The sequence below is a fragment of the Cryobacterium gelidum genome (genome assembly GCF_004403985.1).
Taxonomy (GTDB): domain Bacteria; phylum Actinomycetota; class Actinomycetes; order Actinomycetales; family Microbacteriaceae; genus Cryobacterium; species Cryobacterium gelidum.
Genome location: NZ_SOHL01000022.1, coordinates 1 through 18,778, shown reverse-complemented (window position 1 = coordinate 18,778; position 18,778 = coordinate 1). Strand labels below are relative to the sequence as shown.

Annotated in this window: 17 protein-coding genes and 1 pseudogene; 13 read left to right on the top strand and 5 right to left on the bottom strand. The window is 63.2% G+C overall.

Annotated elements, in window-relative coordinates; genetic code table 11:
- Positions 1–4 precede the first annotated feature (4 nt).
- Positions 5–721 carry a TetR/AcrR family transcriptional regulator gene (locus E3T50_RS11970; RefSeq protein ID WP_134552149.1) on the bottom strand — a complete coding sequence of 239 codons (717 nt, stop codon included), beginning with the start codon at positions 719–721 and terminating at the stop codon, positions 5–7.
- 96 nt (positions 722–817) lie between these two features.
- On the opposite strand from E3T50_RS11970, the gene kynA reads away from it, so the two are divergent.
- The 7 genes from kynA to E3T50_RS11935 all read left to right on the top strand — a co-directional run bounded on the left by kynA (position 818) and on the right by E3T50_RS11935 (position 6,278).
- Positions 818–1,672, top strand: a complete 855-nt coding sequence (kynA, locus tag E3T50_RS11965; RefSeq protein WP_134552147.1) for a tryptophan 2,3-dioxygenase — start codon at positions 818–820, stop codon at positions 1,670–1,672.
- Complete coding sequence (locus tag E3T50_RS11960; protein ID WP_134552145.1) at positions 1,669–2,103, top strand: hypothetical protein; 435 nt, start codon at positions 1,669–1,671, stop codon at positions 2,101–2,103. The genes kynA and E3T50_RS11960 overlap by 4 nt, the downstream gene beginning before the upstream one ends.
- Complete coding sequence (locus tag E3T50_RS11955) at positions 2,100–3,410, top strand: kynureninase (protein ID WP_134552143.1); 1,311 nt, start codon at positions 2,100–2,102, stop codon at positions 3,408–3,410. Before E3T50_RS11960 ends, E3T50_RS11955 begins: the two co-directional genes overlap by 4 nt.
- A gap of 85 nt (positions 3,411–3,495) precedes the next feature.
- Positions 3,496–3,780 carry a phosphoribosylformylglycinamidine synthase subunit PurS gene (locus E3T50_RS11950; RefSeq protein ID WP_134552141.1) on the top strand — a complete coding sequence of 95 codons (285 nt, stop codon included), beginning with the start codon at positions 3,496–3,498 and terminating at the stop codon, positions 3,778–3,780.
- Positions 3,780–4,478 carry a phosphoribosylformylglycinamidine synthase subunit PurQ gene (purQ, locus tag E3T50_RS11945; RefSeq protein WP_134552139.1) on the top strand — a complete coding sequence of 233 codons (699 nt, stop codon included), beginning with the start codon at positions 3,780–3,782 and terminating at the stop codon, positions 4,476–4,478. The genes E3T50_RS11950 and purQ overlap by 1 nt, the downstream gene beginning before the upstream one ends.
- Before the next feature lie 63 nt (positions 4,479–4,541).
- Positions 4,542–5,777: an MFS transporter gene (locus E3T50_RS11940; protein ID WP_241990898.1), complete on the top strand. Its 1,236-nt coding sequence runs from the start codon at positions 4,542–4,544 to the stop codon at positions 5,775–5,777.
- Between the two features lie 39 nt (positions 5,778–5,816).
- The gene (locus tag E3T50_RS11935; protein ID WP_134552136.1) at positions 5,817–6,278 is read left to right on the top strand and encodes a DUF3817 domain-containing protein; all 462 of its coding nucleotides are present in this window, start codon (positions 5,817–5,819) and stop codon (positions 6,276–6,278) included.
- 117 nt (positions 6,279–6,395) lie between these two features.
- Here the strand turns inward: E3T50_RS11935 and E3T50_RS11930 are convergent, their stop codons facing one another.
- Positions 6,396–7,631, bottom strand: coding sequence for a zinc-binding dehydrogenase (locus tag E3T50_RS11930; RefSeq protein ID WP_241990897.1), 1,236 nt, complete (start codon positions 7,629–7,631; stop codon positions 6,396–6,398).
- 181 nt (positions 7,632–7,812) lie between these two features.
- Between E3T50_RS11930 and E3T50_RS11925 the strand changes: the two genes are divergently transcribed.
- Positions 7,813–9,405: an AMP-binding protein gene (locus E3T50_RS11925; RefSeq protein WP_134552134.1), complete on the top strand. Its 1,593-nt coding sequence runs from the start codon at positions 7,813–7,815 to the stop codon at positions 9,403–9,405.
- 150 nt (positions 9,406–9,555) lie between these two features.
- Here E3T50_RS11925 and E3T50_RS11920 read toward each other — a convergent pair whose 3' ends face one another.
- Entirely contained in the window at positions 9,556–10,923 is a 1,368-nt protein-coding gene (locus tag E3T50_RS11920) for an NAD-dependent succinate-semialdehyde dehydrogenase (protein WP_166784288.1), read from the bottom strand.
- 354 nt (positions 10,924–11,277) lie between these two features.
- Between E3T50_RS11920 and E3T50_RS11915 the strand changes: the two are divergent.
- From E3T50_RS11915 to E3T50_RS11905, 3 genes and pseudogenes are all read left to right on the top strand, one after another.
- Positions 11,278–11,924: pseudogene (locus E3T50_RS11915) on the top strand (hydroxyethylthiazole kinase).
- Positions 11,925–12,017: 93 nt separating this feature from the next.
- The gene (locus E3T50_RS16995; RefSeq protein WP_134552132.1) at positions 12,018–12,302 is read left to right on the top strand and encodes a bifunctional hydroxymethylpyrimidine kinase/phosphomethylpyrimidine kinase; all 285 of its coding nucleotides are present in this window, start codon (positions 12,018–12,020) and stop codon (positions 12,300–12,302) included.
- 293 nt (positions 12,303–12,595) lie between these two features.
- On the top strand, positions 12,596–13,978 hold the full coding sequence (locus E3T50_RS11905) for an MFS transporter (protein ID WP_277612666.1): 1,383 nt from the start codon (positions 12,596–12,598) through the stop codon (positions 13,976–13,978).
- 531 nt (positions 13,979–14,509) lie between these two features.
- Here the strand turns inward: E3T50_RS11905 and E3T50_RS11900 are convergent.
- A complete protein-coding gene (locus E3T50_RS11900) occupies positions 14,510–15,418 on the bottom strand; it encodes a LysR family transcriptional regulator (protein ID WP_134552194.1) in 909 nt (302 codons plus the stop codon).
- 156 nt (positions 15,419–15,574) lie between these two features.
- Between E3T50_RS11900 and mmsB the strand changes: the two genes are divergently transcribed.
- Together mmsB and E3T50_RS11890 are read left to right on the top strand one after the other, a co-directional pair.
- A complete protein-coding gene (mmsB, locus tag E3T50_RS11895; protein ID WP_134552192.1) occupies positions 15,575–16,519 on the top strand; it encodes a 3-hydroxyisobutyrate dehydrogenase in 945 nt (314 codons plus the stop codon).
- Between the two features lie 59 nt (positions 16,520–16,578).
- Positions 16,579–18,063 (top strand): CoA-acylating methylmalonate-semialdehyde dehydrogenase, encoded by a 1,485-nt coding sequence (locus E3T50_RS11890; RefSeq protein ID WP_134552130.1) that lies wholly within the window; start codon positions 16,579–16,581, stop codon positions 18,061–18,063.
- Positions 18,064–18,140: 77 nt separating this feature from the next.
- Here E3T50_RS11890 and E3T50_RS16990 read toward each other — a convergent pair whose 3' ends face one another.
- Entirely contained in the window at positions 18,141–18,353 is a 213-nt protein-coding gene (locus tag E3T50_RS16990; RefSeq protein WP_420898729.1) for a DUF4158 domain-containing protein, read from the bottom strand.
- Between the last annotated feature and the right edge of the window lie 425 nt (positions 18,354–18,778).

Sequence of the window (18,778 nt, the reverse complement as noted above, 5' to 3'; positions counted from 1 at the left end):
CCGGTCAGCGGGCGGCGCGGGCTGCCCGCCGGGTAAGTCCGTGCACGGTGGCTTGATAGTCCCGAGCGTTGAACGGGCGACCGGGCAGCTTGGGCCGGGGAGCGTCGGCCGCGCGCAGGCCGTCGAGAACGATGGACAGCTGACGACGCCACTGGCCGGCATAGCCGGCGCCGAGGCTGCCGAGCGACCCGACCATGGTGACGAGCACGGCGAGGTCGACCGCGTCAACGTCCGATCGCAGTGTGCCGTCCTTCTTCGCCCGGGCCACAAGGCTCGCGATGAAGCCGTCGAACTCAGCGGCTGGCCGCGCCGACGGGTCGAGCTGGGCCATGCGCCGCAGGATCGGCGGCAGAGACGGATCCGCGACGAGCCATTCGGCGACCCGTTCGGTATAGACGACGAGAGCGTCCCAGGAGGTGGGCGCAGCCTCGATCTCGGCCCGCACGGCGTGCAGCTCCGCCAGCGACAGGTCATACAGCGTGCGCACCAGGTCATCCCGGGTCGGAAAGTTGCGGTACAGCGTGGCCACACCGACCTCGGCCTGACGTGCGATCGCCTCGAGTGAGGCGTCGACTCCGTTCTGCGCCAACAGGGCGCGAGCCGAGACGATGAGACGGTCGCGGTTCAGCCGGGCGTCTCGGCGGCGGGATGGCGGCAGGGACCTCTCGGGTGCAGACGGGGCTGGCACGCCATCCTGGGGCTTTCGGGTCGGCGAGGTCATGCGGTCCAGTCTAGAACTTTGACCTGAACGGTTCGCCCCGGTGTTGCGCCCACCGCCGCAACCTGCGCACAATTTGAACAAGCCGAACGGAACCCGATGACCCACAAGAACAACACCCGCGAGTTCGACCCCGAGATCGTCACCGATTTTCGAGAGAAGATGAGCTACGGCTCCTACCTCGACCTGCCGACGCTGCTCGATGCCCAGAAGCCGGTCAGCGTTCCGGAACACCACGATGAACTGCTCTTCATCATCCAACACCAGACCACCGAGCTCTGGCTCAAGCTCGTGCTGCACGAGTTGCAAGCGTCCATCGAGGCGCTGCGCCAGGACCAGCTCGCGCCCGCCCTCAAGGGCATCGCCCGGGTCAAGCACATTCAACGCACCCTCACCGAGCAGTGGTCGGTACTCGCGACCCTCACCCCCACCGAATACGCCCAGTTTCGCAAGTTTCTCGGCAACTCCAGCGGCTTCCAGTCCTACCAGTACCGCGCGGTCGAGTTCACCCTCGGCAACAAAAATCGCCGCATGCTCACGGTTTTCGAAGCGGATGCCCCGGCCCACGCGCTGCTGACCGCCACGCTCGAAGCACCCAGCCTCTACGACGAGTTCCTGCACTACCTGCACCGGGCCGGCTTCCACATCCCTGACGATGTGCTCGAGCGCGACGTGACCGAGGCCTGGACATTCCACCCCGAACTTGTGCGCACCTTCCGCGGAATATACGAGAACGCCAGCGGGCACTGGGCCGCCTATGAGGCCTGTGAAGAGCTCGTCGACCTCGAAGACAATTTTCAACTCTGGCGCTTTCGCCATCTTAAAACCGTGCAGCGCGTCATCGGGATGAAGCACGGCACCGGAGGCTCCAATGGTGCGGCCTTTCTGCAGAAGGCCCTCGAGCTCACCTTTTTTCCGGAGCTGTTCGCGGTGCGCACGGAGATCGGCGCGTGACCATCCATTTTTTGGTTGGTCGAGGAACCGTGCTGGCCGGCTTTCTCGATGCGCAGGTGCACCTGGCGCTGATCGACCCAACTCACCTGCCCGGCGGCGGCATCGCCCGGGTGCTCGACCTCGGCGGCTGGCTGCCCGACGGCCCTCGCGCGTCCATGCCCGATCTGGCATACGCGCATCAGTTCATTACCGCTCCCGGAGGTTACCCCAGCCGCGCCCGCTGGGCAGCACCCGGCTGGAGCTGCGAGCTGACAACCGCAGCGGACGCCGCCACCGCGGTTGATCGGCAATGCCGGGCCGGGGCATCCGTCCTGAAGGTCAAGCTCAACTCGGTTGCCGGGCCAGTCCTCGCCGTCGAGGCGCTGGCCGCCGCCGTCGGCCGGGCACACGAACGCGCCCTCACCCGTTCCGAACGCGAGGTTCTCGCATGACTCCCAGTTTCACCAGCGCTCCCGGCTCGACGGCCTCGACCGGTCACGGCGCCCACCTGGCCTTCGCGCGACGGATGGATCGCATCGACGGTTTGGCACACTACCGCGCCCGGTTTCTGGGCACCGACGCCGACTCCGAGACGGCCAACCCCCGCTCCTACCTCGACGGCAACTCCCTCGGCCGCCCGCTGCGGGCGAGCGCCGAACACATCGCCGACTTTCTGCAGCAGGACTGGGGTACCCGGCTTATCCGCGGCTGGGACGAGCAGTGGATGGAGCTCCCCCTGCAGATCGGCGACGACCTCGGCCGCGCCTGCCTCGGCGCTGCTCCCGGGCAGGTTTTCGTCGGCGACTCCACCACCGTGCTGCTCTACAAACTGGCCCGCGCCGCCGTGGATTCTCGCTCGCACCGCACCGAAATCGTGCTCGACAGCGACAATTTTCCCACCGACCGGTACATTCTCGAGGGCATAGCGCGCGAGCGCGGCCTCACCCTGCGCTGGATCAACTCCAACACCGAAGGCGGCGTCACCGCGGAACAGGTGCGCCACGTGGTCGGCCCGCAGACCTCCCTCGTGCTTCTCAGCCACGTGGCCTACCGCTCCGGTTATCTCGCCGATATGAAGACCATCACCGCCATCGCCCATGAGCACGACGCCCTCGTGCTCTGGGACTTGAGTCACTCGGTCGGGTCGGTTCCGATCGAGCTCGATAACTGCGACGTCGACCTCGCGGTGGGCTGTTCCTACAAGTATTTGAGCGGCGGCCCGGGTGCGCCAGCGTTCGGCTACGTCAAGAGCGACCTGCACGACGTGCTGACTCAGCCGATCCAGGGCTGGATGGGAGCCCAAGCCATCTTCGAGATGGGGCCGGGGTATCTGCCAGCCACCGGCATCCGTCGATTCATGAGCGGCACGCCCGCCGTCGTGGGCATGCTGGCTATGCAAGACACCATCGCCATGCTCGACGAAGCCACGATCGGGTCGGTTCGGGCCAAGTCGGTGGCGCTGACCGAGTTCGCGATCACCCTGGTCGATGAGTGGCTCGCGCCGATGGGCGTCACGGTAGCTTCGCCGCGGGAGCAGACACATCGCGGCGGCCACGTGACGATCAACCATCCGCTGATGCGTCAAGTGACCAAGATTCTGTGGGACAACGACGTGATTCCCGACTTTCGGGCTCCGAACGGACTGCGGCTTGGCCTCGCCCCGCTCAGCACGAGTTTCGTCGAAACCTACGATGGTGTCGCCGCCGTGCGCGACGTGTTGCGCGGCATTCTGCTCGGCCAGAGCGGGGTCACCCAGTAAAGAGGGCCGGTCCGGTCGAGCCCGGCCTGTAGAATTGCAGGGATTTGCCACGACTATAAGCCCCAGACTGTATGCGGAGTGCCCTGTGCCAACGATCGTCGTCGAAGTAATGCCCAAGGCCGAGTTACTAGACCCTCAGGGCAAGGCCGTCGCCGGCGCCCTCGGTCGACTCGGTCAGACCCAGTCAGCGCTGGCCAACGTCAGCGGCGTGCGCGTCGGAAAGCGCTTCGAGATTTCCATCGAAGGCGTTGCGGATGCCGCCACCCTCGCCGCCGTGCGTGAGCTCGCCGACACGGTGCTGTCCAACTCCGTGATTGAAGATGTCGTCGGCATCCACGTGCAGGACGCTCCCTCGTCAGCGGTCGCCTGATGCGCATCGGCGTCGTGACCTTTCCCGGCTCGCTCGATGATCGCGACGCTGCGCGCGCGATTCGCCTGGCCGGCGCCGATGCCGTGGCCCTCTGGCACGGCGACCACGACCTGCATGGTGTCGATGCCCTCGTGCTGCCGGGCGGGTTCAGCTACGGCGACTACCTGCGGGCCGGCGCCATTGCGAGCCTCTCGCCGATCATGACCGAGGTCATCGACGCCGCGAACAAGGGCATGCCCGTGCTTGGGATCTGCAACGGATTCCAGATGCTCACCGAGGCGCACCTGCTTGACGGCGGGCTCATTCGAAACGACAAGGGCCGCTTCATCTGCCGCGATCAGGGCCTGCGCATCGAGAACAACGCGAGCGACTGGACCACCGGGTTCGCCGCCAACGCCGAGATCGTCATTCCACTCAAGAACGGCGAGGGCTCGTTCATGGCCTCCGTTGAGACCCTCAAGGCACTCGAGGGCGAGGGCCGCATCGTGGCCCGCTACATTGGCGGCAACCCGAACGGGTCGCTGAACGACATCGCCGGCGTGACCAACGCCCGCGGCAATGTCGTCGGCCTCATGCCGCACCCCGAGCACGCCGTCGAGGCCGGGTTCGGCCCCGACACCGACAACGCCATGGCGAGCGGTGTCGACGGCCTCACCTTCTTCACCTCGGTGATCGCCCAAGCGCTCGTCGCGCGCTAATTCATGCCAGGTCCCTCCCTGCAACCCCCCACCCGTGTGCGTCGAGCTCGCGCCGGCGTGGGGATGCTGTTCTTCACCAACGGGGCTATCTGCGCCAATCTCTTGCCGCGGTACCCCGAGATCAAAGCCGACCTCGAACTGACAAACGCGGCGTTTGGCTTCGCTGTCGCCGCGTTCCCTTTGGGGGCGCTCATCGCGGGGTTGACGGCCGGAGTACTGGTTCGCCGCTTCCGCTCGTCCCGAGTGGCGATCGTGGCCACCGCACTGACGGCCATCGGAATACTTCTCGCCGGAGTTGCCCCCGTCTGGGTCGCCCTGGCCGCCAGCCTCTTTCTCGCCGGAGCGATGGACTCTATCACCGACGTCGCGCAGAACTCGCACGGTTTACGAGTGCAGCGACTCTACCAACGGTCGATCCTGAACTCCTTCCACGCGGTGTGGAGCGTCGGAGCGGTGTGCGGGGGTATTCTCGGCGCATTGGCGGCGCAACTGGCCATCCCGCTGTCCACTCACCTCGCCGCCTCCGCCGTTCTGTTCAGTCTCATGGCTGTCGTTGCGTACCGGTTGCTCTTGGACGGTCCAGAGCCTTCCGAGGTCACTCCGTTTCTGGCTCCGGATAGCAACCGACCGAGAGCAGCCGGGCTCACGAGGGGATCGTTGGCCAAATACGCGGTCCTCGCCGCGCTGGTCTTGATCGCGGCATCGGGCGCTGTCGTGGAAGATGCGGGAAGCTCCTGGTCAGCGATCTACCTGTCGGACTCCCTCGGCGCGTCGGCATTCGTCGCTGGCGTCGGCTTCATCGCCCTGCAAGGGATGCAGTTTGTCGGGCGGATTTTCGGCGACCGGCTGGTGGACCGCTTCGGCCAGCGCGCGGTGGCACGCACCGGTGGCGTGATCGTCTTCGTCGGAATGGGCGTTGCCTTGATCTTCCCGACGATCGTCGGAACGGTGATTGGATTAGGCCTGGCCGGCCTTGGTGTGGCGACGCTCATCCCGGCAGCGATGCATGCCGCCAATGAACTCCCCGGGTTCAAGCCCGGCACGGGCCTCACGATCGTGAGTTGGCTCCTGCGGGTGGGGTTTCTCTTGTCCCCGCCGCTCGTCGGTGCGATAGCAGATGCCTCTTCCCTCCGATTGGGCTTGCTCATCGTTCCGGCGGCTGGCCTGCTCGTGGTGCTGTTCTCCCCGGTGCTGGCCAAGGTCGTACAGCAGCCGCGATCGATTCGTGCGGCTGGCCCTGACCAACACCCGGCCCAGGCCGTGAATGGTCTACCGCCCCAGACTCCTCCTCGGGCGTAGTTCGCGCCCACCCCCTCTGCCGACTTCTGGAGTGTTCCCGTGTCTCCCCGCTCGTTGTACCGCTTCGTGTCTATTGCCGAGGCGATCACCTGGTCGCTGCTGATCATCGGCATGCTGCTGAAATACGTCGTGCAGGTCGGTGAGTGGGGCGTGCAGATCGGCGGTTTCCTGCATGGTCTTGTCTTCATCGCCTACGGCATAACGGCCGTCTTCGTCGGTGTCAACCAGCACTGGACAGTGCGGCTGATCGCCGTTGCCTGCCTCACGGCGATCATTCCGTTCGCGACGATTCCGTTCGACCGGGCCCTCGAACGCCGCGGGGCGCTCGACGGCGGCTGGCGCCACACGCGCACGAGTGACCCCCGCGATCACACCCGGGTCAGCGCCCTGCTTCGCTGGATGCTGGCTCGCCCGCTGCTGCTCGCCGGGATCATGGGCGTCGCACTGGTGGCGATCATGGCCACCCTGCTCACGATCGGCCCGCCCGGCGGCGTCAGCTAGCCCGATTGTTGTGTCAGCGCGCCAGTTCTGGGTGGCCGCGCCAGCAATAACTGGCGCGGTCACCCACAACTGGCGCGGTCACCAACGAGCACCCGATCCCCGGACGACCGGGCCGACTCAGCCGAGGGTAGCGGGAGGCTGCGGCGTGATTCCCACGCGGGGGTGGCGGGCGGAAGCGGCCGTGGCGAGGGCGGCATCCGCTTTCTCGAGGGGAAAAATCGCGCCGACGAGCGCTGAAAACGGATGCCGATGCCAGGCCCCGCTGAGATAGGCCACCGCCTGCTCCAGGTCGCCCGGTGTGTAGTTGTGCACGCCGCGCACGGTGACCAGGCGACGCACGATCGACTCCGGGTCCAGCTTCACGGGCGCCCCGGGCGAGACGCTGCCGACGAGCACGACCACGCCGCCGATACCGATCAGGTCGACGGCAGTCTGCACGGCGGACCTGTCACCGCTCAGCTCGAGCGCAATCGTCGGCTCGGCCACACCGGCTTGCGCCAGGCCGGCGAGAACGCTCACGACGTCGGTCGATGACTCGCACGGTGCGCTCGGGTCAACGACGGCGACGGCTCCGAACGCGAGCGCGAGCTGCCGGCGGGCAGCGTCCGGGTCGCTGACGACCACGACGGCGCCGGCGTCCGTGGCCATCGCGCAGGCAGTGACGCCGAGCATTCCCGCGCCGGTCACCAACACGGTGGCTCCGGCCAGCGGCACGAGAGCGGAGGCCGCCCCGAACGCGGCGACGACCGTCGCGGTCGCGCACGAGGCCGGCGCGAGTACCGTTGCCGGAACCTGCTCGTCCACGACCACGACCGCCGTTCCCGCACGCACCTGCACGTGGGTGGCGAAACCGCCGCTGAGCTCCCAGCCACGTTGCATCCGTTCGTGGCCATATTTAGCCAGTTCGAGGCACTTCTGGGGCAGGCCACGGCGGCAGCGTGGGCAGGTTCCGCAGCTCACGGCCACCGACCAGACTACCCGCTGCCCCACCCGCAGCGGCATTCCATTCACGGCATAGGACTGCTCCCCCACGGCGACGACGCGCCCGACCTGCTCATGCCCGAGCACGAGCGGTTTCGCGGACGCGCGGTGACCCAGCGCCGTGTGCACGTCGGAGCCACAGACCGTGGCAAATTCGACTTCAACAAGCACGTCGCCCGGCCGCAGCAGCACGCCCGGTACCGCCACGCACTCCAGCGGCAGACCGATCCCCGACCAAACCATGGCCTCGGCGGCGCGCGGCAAGACAACCTCGCGACCCTGTGCCAGGGCGGCAGATGCGCCGATTCCCGTGCCTTCCGACTCCCGCTTCGGTACCGGCCGCACCTCGTCGAGCGAGTTGGTGATTGCCACGAGAGACCTTCCTGCGTCGAGGGCGTTACGAGTAGCTACGCTAGACAGGCCACGCCAACAACGATGGCGTCGCAGGTAACCGGCAGGTGAACGCGCGGTAACGACTGTGGCCACATGTACAGTTTCACGCCAGCACCGGGCGGTAGCGTATGCAGGCCACACCCGATCGAAGGAGATCCCCGTGTTCACGAGCCCCTATGCTCTCGTTGAGATTCCCGACCTGAGCATTTTTGACTACCTGTTCGGCGACCTCAGCGAGAGCGAACTCGATCGCACTGCCGTCATCGATGGGTTCAGCGGTGCCACGCTGAGCTATCGCACTCTGGTCGATCAGATCACCCGAGTGGCCGGCGCCCTCGCCGAGAAAGGCGTCGGCCCCGGCACCGTCATCGGATTGCTCTGCCCGAACACGCCGGAGTTCACCGCCGTCTTCCACGGCATCCTGCGCGCAGGAGCGACAGTCACGACCCTCAATTCGCTCTACACTCCCGACGACATTCAACGCCAGCTCGACGACTCCGGCGCGACCTGGCTCGTGACCATCTCACCGCTGCTGCCCGGTGCCCGCGCGGCCGCACACGCGGCCGGCATCCCGAACGAATGCATCGTGGTGATCGACGGTGAGCCGGGGCATCCATCGCTCGCGGATCTGCTCCAAGCGGATGCCGCAGCGCCCATTGTGACCATCGACCCGGCTACGCACGTGGCGGTTCTGCCGTACTCCTCGGGCACGACGGCGGCGCCGAAGGGCGTCATGCTCAGCCACCGCAATCTGGTCGCGAACGTACAGCAGGCCCGTGACTTGATCGGGGTCGTGCCCGAGGACAAGGTGCTCGCGCTGCTGCCGTTCTATCACATCTACGGAATGACGGTTCTGCTGAACCTCGCGTTCAAACAGCGGGCCGCCCTCGTCACCATGGCCCGGTTCGACTTCGTCGAATTTCTGCGCATGATCCAGGATCACCGCTGCAGCTACGTCTTCATCGCGCCGCCGATCGCGGTGGCCGTGGCGAAGCATCCGCTGGTGGAAAGCTACGACCTGTCGAGCGTGCACACGATTCTCTCGGGAGCAGCCCCACTCGACGGGGCCCTCGCCGCTGCCGTGGCCACCCGGCTGAACTGTCGTATTCTGCAGGGTTACGGCATGACCGAGGTCAGCCCGGTCAGCCATTTGATTCCCATCGACGCCCTGCATCTGTCACGCGCCTCCGTCGGGGTGACCGTGCCGAACATGGACTGCAGGCTTGTCTCGACCGAAACCGGCGCGGAGATCGAGGTTCCAGAAAGCGGCGTGAGCGAGCCAGGCGAGCTACTCGTACGCGGGCCGAACGTGATGCTCGGCTACCTGAACAACGATCAGGCCACGCGCGAGACCATCGACGCCGACGGTTTTCTGCACACCGGCGACATCGCCACGGTCAGTGCACTCGGCGAGGTGACCATCGTCGACCGCAGCAAGGAGCTGATCAAATACAAGGGGTATCAGATCGCGCCCTCCGAACTCGAAGCGCTGCTGCTCACCCACCCGCAGATCGCGGATGCGGCCGTGATCGGGGTAGCGGATGCCGACGGCCAAGAGATTCCCAAGGCCTTCGTCGTGATCGTGGCCGAGTCGGCCCTCACCGCCGACGAGGTCATGACGTTCGTCACCGAGCGGGTCGCCCCGCACAAGAAGGTGCGGGCAGTGGAGTTCATCGACCGGATTCCCAAGTCGGCATCCGGCAAGATCCTGCGGAAGGACCTGCGCGCACAGGAGCGTGCAGCGACGGTTTAGCGGCCAGCACGGTCACGCGTGGCGTGGATCCCGGTTATGCGTTTGTGAAGCGCGCAATCTGCTGCTGCATCCGGCGCAGGTGGTGAAGATCCACAGCGAGGCGAAGGAGGGTGGACGATCGAGTCGCTTTTCCTGAACTGCAGCGATGGGTCAGCCGATGCGGATGAGTTTCTTGTTCACGAATTCGCTGGCACCGTAGCGTCCGAGTTCGCGCCCGAAGCCGCTTCTTTTCACTCCGCCGAACGGTAGCTCCGCGCTGCCGGCGTCGACAAGGTTGACGTAGACCATGCCCGCATCGATGCGGTCGGCAACGCGCAGTGCCTGCTCGGAATCGGTCGTGAACAGGTAGGAGCTGAGTCCGAACGGGGTGTCATTTGCGAGGGCGATGGCATCATCCTCGGAGCTTGCCCGGTAGACGAATGCTATGGGTCCGAAGAACTCCTCGTGGTAGGTGTCGTTATCTCGCGTGACACCGGTGAGCACGCCAGATGGGTAGAAGTTACCAGACCGTTTGCCAGTGCTCGCCAGGGTCGCTCCCTGTGCGACTGCGCGCTCGACCTGTTCCGCGAGATGGTCGGCCGCGTCAAGGGACGAGAGGGGTCCGTAGTCTGCCCCGGGGACGGTCGGGTCACTGGGAGAGCACGCCAGGATGGCGGCGGTGAACTTCTCCGTGAACTCATCGTAAAGTTCATCGATCACGATAAATCGCTTGGCGGCGTCGCAGGCCTGCCCGCCATTGCGGAGGCGACCGGCGACGGCGGCATCCACTGCGGCGGCCATGTCGTCGGTGCTCAGCAGAATGAACGGGTCTGATCCGCCCAGCTCCAGCACGACCTTCTTGAGGTGACGACCGGCCACCTCGGCAACGGCCGCGCCGGCGCCCTCCGAACCGGTGAGGGAGACGCCCTGCACCCGCGGGTCGGCGATGATCGTGGCGACCTGCTCGCTGTCCGCGTACACATTGGTATAGGCGCCATCCGGGAAGCCTGCGTCATGAAAGATTTGCTCAATCGACGCGGACGACTCCGGGCACTGCGACGCATGCTTGAGGATGATCGTGTTGCCCGTCATGAGGTTCGGTGCGGCGAAGCGCGCAACCTGGTAGTACGGGAAATTCCACGGCATGACACCGATCAGCACACCTAGTGATCTGGGGCGCATGAACGCGGAACCCTCGCCGCTGAGCAGGGTGATTGGTTCGTCCTTCAGAAATTCCTGCGCGTTGTCGGCATAGTACCGGTAGATGTCGGCGGCGTAGTCGACCTCGCCGAGCGCTTGATCGACGGGCTTGCCCATCTCGCGCACGATCATGGCCGCCAGCTCGGCACGGCGCTCCTCATGCAAATCGCCGACCTTGCGCAGGAGTGCGGCCCGCCCGTCGGTTGAAGAGTTCCGTGACCAGCCGACATGGGCCTTATCCGCCGTTGCGATGACCTGCTCGAGTTCATTTTCCGAAATCTGGGGGTAAGTCTTGCTGGTCTTGCCTGTGGCGGGGTTGATAACGGCGTGGTGGCTCACGAGCCACCTCCTTTCACAATCGGGTGGTCTGCCGAAAATTATCGCGTGGTACGACCCAATCATGGTCGCGGAATTTGTCAAGGCGCATGAGGCCAGTGAGCGTCTAGCTGGCTGGTTTCGTCGCGGAGTGGTCCTCTTATACTGCTGAGTTGTTGATCCAGACGGTAAGGAATTTAAAAACTTCAGCCACGACCGAAGGGTGACCAGCCCGGTGTCCACTCTATGAAGGGGAGGCCGTTTCGCCGTGTTCTAGACTGCGTGCGGGCCGAATGCGCCTGCTGAGGACGGTTTCCTGCAGCGGTTCGCAACCTCTCCCCGACACACCAAGTTGATAAATCTGAGCGAGGACGTTGAATGAGGCGTTTCACGGCAGATGATGTCTGCTTGCTGCTGGCCCGGTTGCGGGAGAGAACACCTTTGGTGCAGCGCCTGACCAACGCGGTGGTGACGAACTTCACGGCCAACGCGTTGCTGGCGATCGGGGCTGCGCCGGCGATGACCGACATCCCCATCGAGGCCGACCAGTTCGCCCATATCGCTTCGGCCACGCTGGTGAATCTGGGCACTCCGCATGCGGAGCAGCGTGCGGGCACGCCGTGGGTACTGAACCCAGTGGCCGGGGGGTGGACTCGGTCGACACCGCGGAGCAGGCGTTGGATGCCGCTGGCTGGCTTGCCGACCGGTTCGGCTGCATCGTCGCGATCTCTGGGGCGACCGATTTGGTCACCGATGGAATCGATGTCATCCGCCTCAGCAACGGCCATTCCTACCCCACCCAAGTCACTGGTGGAGGGTGCGCGCTTGGCGCCATAACCGCGGCTTTCTTAGCGGTCGGCGACGATCGTCTTGTTGCCACTGCCGCCGCGACGGCCGTGTATACGATCGCGGCCGAAGGGGCGGCGGCGGGTGACGGCGGTCCGGGGAGTTTTGCCGTCGCGTTCCTTGACGCATTGGCGAGCGTTGACGCGGCCACGATCCGGGCGTCGATAGCGGTTTCATGACTGAGTTCAGTAGGGAGACTTTCACGTCAGGCGTGTATCTGGTCACCGACACAGCGTTATGTGGCAGTCGCGGGGTGGTCCGCCGGCCGGCAGATGATTGAGGTTGCAGCCGATCGGGTGGACACCGCCAATACCCACGAAACCGAGCGTTCGGTGTCGTCGGCGATGGCGACATTGCAGGCCCGGCTCGGGAGTTGGAGCGCCTCGCTATCGATGACTAAGTCCTGGGTGCAGGAGAGTCTGGAACACGCCGACGAACTCGAGGTCAGTACCGGGCGTGGTCCTATCCACCACTTTCATCGGTTGTGGGCAAGCGGGCCGCCCCAAAACTGTTGTCTAATCCCCGGTGTACGAGAACCGTCGAGGCCTGCTCGGTGATGTAGGTGGCCGGAGATTCGAGGTCAACGAAAGGAGTGTGGGTCAACGAACAACAACGCCCCCGCATCGCAGCTTGACGACTAGATGAGCATCACAGCGTGGTGTGTCTTAACAGAAAATTCAGCTGGCACTGTTGTGCATTGATGCAGATGGCCTCTGCACAAATTGACGTTGTGTGACGTTGACAGCGCGGTAATACTTTTTAGTGCTTCACGTGATGTGTTTGTCGTCGCATTTATTAGGATGATGCGGAATTCCACGCAGTGTCAAAGCTGACACCAAAGGAGACTCAATTGAGCACGCAAGTTCCCACAAGCCAGGGCGTCGCAGAACCAAAACCGACAGGACTGAAGAAGGTCGTGGCGGCCTCAATGGCCGGCACCGTCGTCGAATGGTACGAATTTTTTCTGTACGGCTCGCTCGCGACCCTAGTCTTCGGCCGGGTGTTCTTCCCCAATGCCGGCTCGCAACTTGACGGCATCCTCGCGGCCTTCTTGACCTACGCCGTCGGCTTTCTCGCACGTCCAATCGGCGGAATCATCTTTGGCCACTTTGGTGACAAGTTCGGACGCAAACGATTGCTTCAAGTCGCCATTGTTTTGGTCGGCGTATCCTCATTCCTGATGGGATGTCTGCCAACGTTTGACCAGGTTGGCTACTGGGCGCCGGCACTTCTGGTGTTTCTGAGATTTGCTCAGGGCTTTGCAGTCGGCGGCGAATGGGGTGGCGCGGTATTGCTGGTCGCTGAGCACAGTCCCAACAAATCCCGCGGGTTCTGGGCCAGCTGGCCGCAGTCAGCCGTTCCGGGAGGGAATTTGCTGGCCACGGTCGTTCTCTTGGGGCTTTCCGCGACTCTGCCCGAGGAGGCATTCCTCAGTTGGGGCTGGCGAGTCGCATTTTGGCTCTCAGCGGTAATCGTCATTGTCGGGTACTACATTCGCACGAAGGTTCAGGATGCTCCGATCTTCGAAGAATCGCGCCTAAAGGCTGAAGCCGCGCCCACGCCGGGCTACGGTGCCATCGAGGTATTCCGCCGTTACCCGCGCGGTGTCTTCACCGCAATGGGACTGCGATTTGCGGAAAATGTGCTGTATTACCTCGTCGTTACCTTCTCGATCACGTACTTGGTGGTGATCGTCAAGATGGACACAGCCAAGATCTTGTTGCTGATGCTCATCGCGCATGCAATCGAGTTCTGTGTTATCCCGTTGGTCGGGAAACTTTCGGATGCGGTTGGCCGGAAACCTGTCTACCTGACGGGCGCGGTACTGGGCGCGACCTGGGGATTCTTTGCCTTCCCCATGATGGAAACCGCGAATGAACTGATCATTATGATCGCCGTCACGATCGGACTCATGTTCCATGCGCTGATGTACGCCGGGCAACCAGCGATAATGTCGGAAATGTTCCCCACCCGTATGCGGTATTCCGGTGTTTCACTCGGTTACCAGGTCACGTCGATCGTGGCTGGTTCGCTCGCCCCGATTATCGCCACCGCCTTGCTGAGGGGCACCGGGTCATCAGTTCCGATTGCCGTTTATCTGCTGATCACCTGTGCGGTGACAGTTGTGGCTGTGGTATCCATGAGAGAAACGAGAGGAATCTCGCTTCACGAGGTCGATGCAGCCGATGTAAAAAAGACCGAAGCACTGAAGGTAAGCACCGACGCAAGGTAAAGCGTCACGTAGACGATCCCGGGGCTGCGGCTGAACTGTTGCCCGCTCCCGGGTTCCCTTGAGTTCAAGGCTTCGTAAGCGCGCGGTGATTTTGTTTCAGGCGATGGATGGCCGGGATAGCTCGGTCAGCTACGCCCATTTCCGGCCGCCGGGTTCGTACATGGGGGCACTGTTCCCGTTCGGGACATCCAGTTGCACCTCGACTATTGGCATGCGGGCAGCCTCGCGGTGGAGCGGCTTCACACAAACACCGAACCGCTGACGAAAATCAACGAGGGGCTGGATGCGCCAGCCGCTGGCACCATTATTCGGCGGCTATTTCAGGCATAGCGATTGCGGATCGAAGTGTTGAGATTCTGACAACGCGGTCAAGGCAAAGCCTTGTTCGATTTCAATCATGTCGACTCGCACATGCGGATTTTTTTAGACCAGGGCGAACCGTTACATGTGTGATCGTTCAGCCGCACAGCCCAGGCCGCGATCAACGGTGCCATCTGTGGACCCACGGACCGGGCGGGGTCGCAGTGCCAGTCAGGCCGCCAGTTCGCTCCGGCGCTCGGAGATCTCGTGCCGGATGGCCACAATTGCTGCCCTCACTGCCATGGATCGAAGCGACTCGGCGCGGGCGGCAGCCCAAATTGGCAGCTCTCGGTGGAAGGAATCTGGTAGCACGGGGACAAACTCCGGCCGCCCCCACACCATGAAAGACGGCAGTAATCCGATGCCACTGTGGCGGCGCACGGCTTCGACCTGGGCGAAAATACTGGTGGATTGGAAGCTCGCGGTCGGCTCGGGCAGCTGTGACGAGCGATGCCCCAGCTCGGCGACCTGGAGAGATGACTCAACGTAGGACACAAAATTGTGGTTTTTGATGTCATCAACAGTCTCCGGAGTTCCTCTAACCGCAAGGTATTCCGGACTGGCATACAGTCGGATGAAATAGTTCGTCAAAAAGATCGTCTGCGCTCTACTCGCGTCGATTGGACCCACCACGATCTCTAGGTCAACGCCAGAGCGGTTCTGGTTGATCTTTCTTGTCACGCTGATCATCTCCACATTCAGCTTGGGATGTTCTCGTTGAAGCTTGATCAAGGCGGGGGCGACAAAGGCCGCGCCGAAACCGTCGGGTGTGCTGATTCGGACGAGGCCGGAAAGCGGATCCGCGTCATTCGCCAGCGTTGTGGTGAGAGCGCCCAAACTGTCCTCGATGATCTCAGCTGCACGGACTGCCTGGTTTCCCAGCTCCGTGAGTTCCCATCCGTGCGGGGTTCGTTCAAGGGTGCGCCCACCCAGCCGTTTATCCAGCGCCAGGATCCGACGGGAAATGGTGGTGTGGGTGGTTTCCAACGCCTCGGCCACGGCATTGAATCGCCCCAGGCGCGCCACGGTGAGCAGGATGAGCAGGTCCTCCGGGCTCGGAAACCGCTTGAAATCAACCATCACGCGCCCGCCTTCCTATCAATGGGTGCACCAGTGCATTTGTGCATGAATGCACAGGGCCTCTGTATTTTTCTATCTTGATTGCACCGTAACACGGTGTGATGGTGGATATAAAGGATGTGCGTTTTCGTCGGAAAAGAGCAAAGGAGCTTGCAAATGGCTGCAATTGGATGGATCGGTCTGGGCAATATGGGTGGCCCGATGACGGCAAACTTGGTGAAGGCCGGGCATGAAGTGCGCGGCTTCGACCTGAATCCGCGGGCGCTCGCGACCGCGGCGGCCAATGGCCTCATACCGGCAAGCAGCGTCGCGGATGCGGTCTCTGGCGCCGAGGTCGTCTTCACTATGCTGCCCAAGGGCGAGCACGCCATCGCCGTGTACATGGGTGAAGGCGGTGTGCTGTCCTCGGTAAGTCCCGGCACCCTTCTTGTGGATTCCTCCACCATTGACGTTGAATCTGCGCAAAAGCTGCACGATGCAGCAGCCGAGGCTGGATTCCGTTTTGTTGACGCTCCCGTTTCCGGCGGGATCAGCGGGGCTCAGGCCGGAACATTGACGTTCATGATCGGCGGGGAACCCGGCGCCGTCTCTGATGCCAGCACGTTCATCAAGCCGATGTCTGCCAACATCATTCCTACCGGCGGCGCCACCACCGGACAGGCCGCAAAGATCTGCAACAATCTCATGTTATTTATCAATCTCGCGGGGGCCGCTGAAGGTGCAGTTCTGGCCGATCGCCTCGGTCTCGACAAGCAAGTGTTCTGGGACATCGCGTCGGTTTCCTCCGGAGACAGTTGGGCCCTTCGCACGTGGTATCCGATTGCCGGAGTCGTGCCATCCTCCGCCGCTAACACTGCTTTTGCACCGACGTTCACGACAGAGTTGGCCAATAAAGACATCGGCCTGGCTATCGCCGCCGCGCAGGCAACGGATACACCACTCGAGATTGGTGAGCACGTGCAGCAGATGTTCCAGCGCGTTCTTGACGCGGAACAGGGCGGTAAAGACTGCTCGATAATCGTCAAGCTCGTCGACGGAACCCTGGCTCTTGACCAGGAACCGGAACAGGTTCCGGCGCTGGCCCAGGCGCAGGTCAACTGATGACAACAGTCGTGACCTCATCCACTGACCCGCGTCCCGCAATCGCAGAGAGCACTCCTATGCAGCGAATTCCGCACTACATCAATGGTCAAAAGATCACCGACGCCGCGCGTTTTGCCCCCGTGTACAACCCCGCCACCGGCGAGCAAAACAAGGAGGTCGCTCTGGCCTCAGCATCCCGGGTCGAGGAAGCTATTGAGGCCGCCCGTGCTGCACTGCCGGGTTGGCGGGCCACCAGTCTGGCCAAACGCACCAATATTTTTTTCAAGGTTCGAGAGCTCCTCACCGAGCGGAAGTCGGAACTGGCGGCCATCCTCACCAGTGAACACGGCAAGGTGCTTTCCGATGCGGAGGGCGAGATTACCCGAGGCCTGGAGAACATCGAGTTCGCCACCGGACTTTCCCACATGCTCAAGGGTGAGCACTCAGAGCAGGTGTCGACCGGCGTCGATGTTCACTCGGTTCGGCAGCCGGTTGGCGTGGTTGCCTGCGTTACTCCGTTCAACTTTCCGGCCATGGTGCCGCTGTGGATGATCGGCAGTGCGCTGGCCTGCGGCAACACCGTTCTGCTCAAGCCCAGCGAGAAAGACCCGTCTACGGCCATTTTCATTGCCGAGATTTTTTCCGAGGCAGGGTTGCCCGACGGCGTACTGAACGTCGTCCAAGGCGACAAGGAAGCCGTGGATGTGCTGTTGGAACACCCACAGGTGAAAGCCATCAGCTTTGTCGGCTCCACGCCTGTTGCCAAGTCCATCTACAAGCGGGCCGCCGAAAACGGCAAGCGCGTGCAGGCGCTGGGCGGCGCCAAGAATCACATGGTGGTACTCCCGGATGCGGACCTCAACATGGCTGCAGATGCAGCCGTGTCGGCGGCCTACGGCTCAGCGGGCGAGCGCTGCATGGCGGTCAGTGTGCTCGTGGCCGTCGGCGGTATTGCTGATGAACTCGTCGACGCCATCAAGCAGCGGATGGCCACACTAACGATCGGCGCAGGGACGGATGCTTCTTCAGAGATGGGCCCGCTGATCACCGCCGCGCACCGCGACAAGGTTGCCTCGTACGTTGCCGGAGCAGCGAATGAAAGTGCCACCGTTGTGGTGGACGGTCGCCAGCATCAGTTTGATTCAGACGGCTTCTTCATCGGCGTCAGCCTGATCGACCACGTGAAGCCAGGCATGAAGGTGTATGACGACGAGATCTTTGGCCCCGTCCTGTCAGTCGTCCGCGTGGACACCTTTGAAGAGGCCGTTCAGTTGACCAACGAGAACGAGTTCGGCAACGGAGTAGCTCTTTTCACACGTGACGGCGGTGCCGCGCGGCAATTCGAATTTGAGATTGAGGCCGGAATGGTCGGAGTCAACCTGCCCATTCCGGTGCCGGTTGGGTCGTTCTCCTTCGGCGGCTGGAAGTCATCACTGTTCGGCGACACCCACATGTATGGGCCGGACAGCATACGTTTCTATACTCGAAGCAAAGTAGTGACCACCCGTTGGCCCGACCCGTCGACGAGTAAAATCGACCTCGGGTTTCCGCAAGTCAGCTGATCTCCAGTCCCAGCATCCGTGGTCTCGGGCACACTCGGACGGAAAATCACCCCCGCTGTCCTACGAAAATGTCGTACTCAGACTTGGATCTCACGAGAATGCTCCCGGTTTGTCGCCTCGCGACGGGCATATTGCGCCAGAACGCCATGATCTGTGGCGCCCAAATGCGCAGCCAGATAGTCGGCGACAACCTCCGGGACACCGATGGGGTCAGGCAGAAAAGCGCCTAAGGATCGGACAGTTCCCAGACGGACGGCATCTCCCAGACGATTGTGCTCGCCTCGACGAATATTGACATGATCTCAATCTGCGCCGTCGAGATGGAAGAACCGCCACGATGTGGAAGAAGAACCTCCCGGCGGGGGTGGTGGTGTCGATTGATCTGTCCAGGACCGGAAGCCGATTCCGTCAAGGTGGTCTTGCTCGGAAGTCGATGTGGTTCTTCACGGCGCGGCTGAGGTGGTCGAGTTTCTAGATGACAAGAGTGTCGCCGTCGCGAAGATGCTCGAGCGCTTTCGTTCGTCCCAAGCGGTCGGGCTAAGAAGAGATACACATTCCTCGTCCGCGTGAACTGGCGGTCAGAAGCAGCGCGCTGAGGGTGTGAGTGTCGACGTGTTCTTGTGCCATGATGCGTGCTTCGCGGACGAGAGCAGCGTCGCGGCCGACTTTCGCTGCGGTGATGGCCCCGTCGTAGAGCAAGACCAGGCGAGATGTC

Bases quoted from the DNA above. Each gene is read 5' to 3' on its own strand.
- E3T50_RS11970 (WP_134552149.1), bottom strand. From the start codon at position 721: ATGACCTCGCCGACCCGAAAGCCCCAGGATGGCGTGCCAGCCCCGTCT.
- mmsB (WP_134552192.1), top strand. From the start codon at position 15,575: ATGGCTGCAATTGGATGGATCGGTCTGGGCAATATGGGTGGCCCGATG.
- purQ (WP_134552139.1), top strand. From the start codon at position 3,780: ATGCGCATCGGCGTCGTGACCTTTCCCGGCTCGCTCGATGATCGCGAC.
- E3T50_RS11940 (WP_241990898.1), top strand. From the start codon at position 4,542: ATGCTGTTCTTCACCAACGGGGCTATCTGCGCCAATCTCTTGCCGCGG.
- E3T50_RS16995 (WP_134552132.1), top strand. From the start codon at position 12,018: ATGATTGAGGTTGCAGCCGATCGGGTGGACACCGCCAATACCCACGAA.
- E3T50_RS11890 (WP_134552130.1), top strand. From the start codon at position 16,579: ATGCAGCGAATTCCGCACTACATCAATGGTCAAAAGATCACCGACGCC.
- E3T50_RS11900 (WP_134552194.1), bottom strand. From the start codon at position 15,418: ATGGTTGATTTCAAGCGGTTTCCGAGCCCGGAGGACCTGCTCATCCTG.
- E3T50_RS11955 (WP_134552143.1), top strand. From the start codon at position 2,100: ATGACTCCCAGTTTCACCAGCGCTCCCGGCTCGACGGCCTCGACCGGT.
- kynA (WP_134552147.1), top strand. From the start codon at position 818: ATGACCCACAAGAACAACACCCGCGAGTTCGACCCCGAGATCGTCACC.